The organism is Candidatus Cyrtobacter comes (assembly GCF_034470605.1).
Lineage (GTDB): Bacteria > Pseudomonadota > Alphaproteobacteria > Rickettsiales > Midichloriaceae > Cyrtobacter > Cyrtobacter comes.
The window spans coordinates 1-3,243 of record NZ_JARGYT010000111.1 but is presented as its reverse complement, the minus strand read 5'-3'; the positions used below and the strand labels follow the sequence as shown (position 1 = coordinate 3,243).

Below are 3,243 nucleotides of genomic sequence, written 5' to 3'. Positions count from 1 at the left end.
GATACATCGATACAGCCCTCTTTGAGAGAGTATTTTATTCTTTTGTTCAATCTGCCACATTGTTTGCACCTATACCTTTGCTTGACTATAACCATTCTTTATCATGGTTTTGTTAGAGCAAAATTTACACACCTTCATAGCACATTCATTTAACACACGTTGTCACATCACCATAGCAAAATCTATCTTTTTATGACAATGCCCTTTTTGAATTTAAATTTTTGAATTGAAATAAATGCACTGAAAATTATAAACCTATTAGCTAATAATAGGAAATTTTAAAATCCATTGTCAATTATATTATCATATTTGATTGTGATTTTCTATTTATTTCAGAATGAATTTACTTTATCTAGTTATATCTAGGTAAGATTTGTATTTTATAGTTATATGTTTAATTTAGATAAGAGTGCAGCCCTTATAACCGGCGCTACTGGTGGTATCGGGAGAGCAATAGTAAAGTTGCTGCATAATTTTGGTGCGTATATAGTAGCTACTGGAACAAATAAGGAAAAGCTTGAACAACTACAATCTGAATATGGGGGCAGTAGGATTTCAATTATAAGCGCAGATCTTGCTAACGCATCTGATGATCTATTTGAAAGGGCACAGTCATTAACATCATTAAATATAGAAATACTAGTTGCCAATGCAGGTATATGCAAGGATACACTATCTATAAGGATGAAAAATGAAGATTGGGATAGTGTGATAAATTTAAATTTAACCTCTACATTTAAACTTAATAGATCCGCTATAAAGCATATGATGCGTCATAAATACGGCAGGGTAATAAATCTATCATCAGTTGTAGGTTATACAGGAAACGCAGGTCAAGCCAATTACACAGCCGCCAAAGCCGGTATAGTGGGAATGTCTAAAACCTTGGCAATTGAGTGCGCTTCTAGGGGTATAACTGTGAATTGTATTGCACCCGGTTTTATAGAAACACCTATGACAGAAAATTTAAGTGACGAGTTAAAAAAACAAATATTGCAAAAAGTTCCAATGGGCAAGATGGGCTCTCCATATGATATTGCAAGCGCTGTATTATTCCTAGCATCACAAGAGGCTTCGTATATAACTGGTCAAACAATCCATATAAATGGAGGGATGTTTTAATTATCTAACTAATAGCTAAAAATGATGAAGTCAGCTATGGATGATTTTTTAATGAGAGATATGTTATAGTAAAACAGATAATTCTTTTTATAAACTAGTATTTCTATTTTGAATTTTAGAAAATTAGGAAATGGATGGTGCATAGAGATCTTCATAAACAAAGTATTGCAATGCGTGGGATTTATATGTAAAAACAATACCGCTCCGTCTTGGAGCGTTATTTTCACTTTGTGGGTTATATGAGAGAGAAGTTTGTATGCATTGAAGATGGAATCAATTTTTTGAAGGGCTATCTTTGACTTAGATGCAGCAACAAATGAGCTCAATAACCTTATAGAGCTTTCAGAATCACAAGGATTTTGGGAAGATAGTGCAAATGCACCAAAGATTTTAAGAAGAAAAAGATTCTTGGAAGATTCTATAAGCTATATAAATTCTCTTAGTAGCGATTTCACGTTTTATTTTGAGCTTTTTAAAAGTTTGGGAGACAGTGATTCGGATATGCTACAAGAAGTGGAGATATGGCAAAATAAAATCCTAAAAGAATTGGAGCAGAAAAAGATTGAGAGCATGTTCTCTGATGAAGTTGATTATGGCGATTGTTTTTTGGATATACATTCTGGAGCAGGTGGGACCGAAAGTAATGATTGGGCATCTATGCTGCTGAGAATGTACCTAAGGTGGTGTGAGGAAAATATATATAAAGCTGAATTAGTATCACAACTTCATGGAGAGGAGGCCGGTATAAAATATGCTACACTGAAAATTCACGGCGTTAATGCATATGGTTGGTTAAAAAACGAAACGGGCGTTCATAGGCTTGTTAGAATCTCTCCTTTCAACAGTGCTGGTAAAAGGCATACAAGTTTTGCTAGTGTATACGCTTATCCGGTTTTAGATGAGAATATAACCATAAAGATCGAAAATTCTGATCTAAGAGTAGATACATACAGATCTTCCGGTGCTGGGGGCCAGCACGTTAATACAACTGACAGCGCGGTCAGAATAACACATATACCAAGTGGTGTTGTTGTGCAATCACAGAGCAGTAGATCACAGCATAAGAATAAGGAAGAGTGTATGTCCATGTTACGTTCTAAGCTGTATGAAAGAGAGCAGGAAAAGAAAAAACAGGAGTTTGAAAAAGCTTCTAGCGTAAAAACGGAAATTGGCTGGGGAAATCAGATAAGGTCATATGTACTACACCCATATAGAATGGTGAAGGATCTAAGAACAAGCCATCAAGAAACAAATACAGATTATGTATTAGATGGCGGTATAACAGGCTTTATGCGCTCTAATATAATAAAGAATATGGGAACACTATCTGGTGGAGAAAATCTTACATGAAAAGTCTTACATTTTTCATTTATATAATAAGCTGTAAAGTTATTATGCACTGTTAGTAAATATTTTGAATTCTTTTCATCCTCTAATTCTTTTAGAGTAAATTAAGTTGAGATTTGCATATTGAAGAATTTAACTAAAGCATCATAGAGATAAGTAAGATGACTAATATGACCTCTAATCCACCTCTTAGCCCAGAATTTCTCGATCGGGTTAATATCTGGTGAATATGAAAAATATTAGTTTACAGCCAACAGATTCAATAAGATCTTTTCCGAGATTTATGGAAGTAAGAATTGTCCATAATAACTACCTGGCCAGATTTAAGCTCATTAGTTAAGAATTTCCCAAATCTCAAAAACTTGAGTATTGCAAGAACCATTAAATATCATCGGTGCTATCGGCTCATTATTCACTAAACCAGCAATAATGTTAGTTCCTTTCATAATATTGTTCACCCTTTTTTCCTGCCAGTTTCTCGCTTTTAGTCCCTATCTTTGCAAATGCTCATATCAATGCCACTCTCATTAATATATACAAGGCTGGTATATCTTTTATGATTGCTTTGTATTTATCTCGCTTTTCTGTTTCCAAGTAGGTATTTTTTTATAGCTGTACTTTTTTAACCAATAATATGCCCCCTACAAAGCTCCTGTTAAAATGCACCCCCATTTCTAGGCACTGTTAACAAAGGTTTTGCCAAATAATGGAAAAGATGCAATATTATATTGGAGGCGATAAATATGGTATTTAGATGGATAAAAGGTTGTTTCC

The 3,243-nt window shown here is 34.1% G+C and carries 2 protein-coding genes; both read left to right on the top strand.

Going from position 1 to position 3,243, the window contains the following annotated elements:
- Positions 1-390 precede the first annotated feature (390 nt).
- On the top strand, positions 391-1,122 hold the full coding sequence (gene fabG / locus Cyrtocomes_RS05685; protein WP_322498222.1) for a 3-oxoacyl-[acyl-carrier-protein] reductase: 732 nt from the start codon (positions 391-393) through the stop codon (positions 1,120-1,122).
- 239 nt (positions 1,123-1,361) lie between these two features.
- Positions 1,362-2,472, top strand: a protein-coding gene (gene prfB / locus Cyrtocomes_RS05680) for a peptide chain release factor 2 (protein ID WP_410519709.1) whose coding sequence is annotated in 2 segments (ribosomal slippage) — positions 1,362-1,418 and positions 1,420-2,472 — 1,110 coding nt in all. Because the reading frame shifts where the segments join, the coding sequence is not laid out codon by codon here.
- Positions 2,473-3,243: the final 771 nt, after the last annotated feature.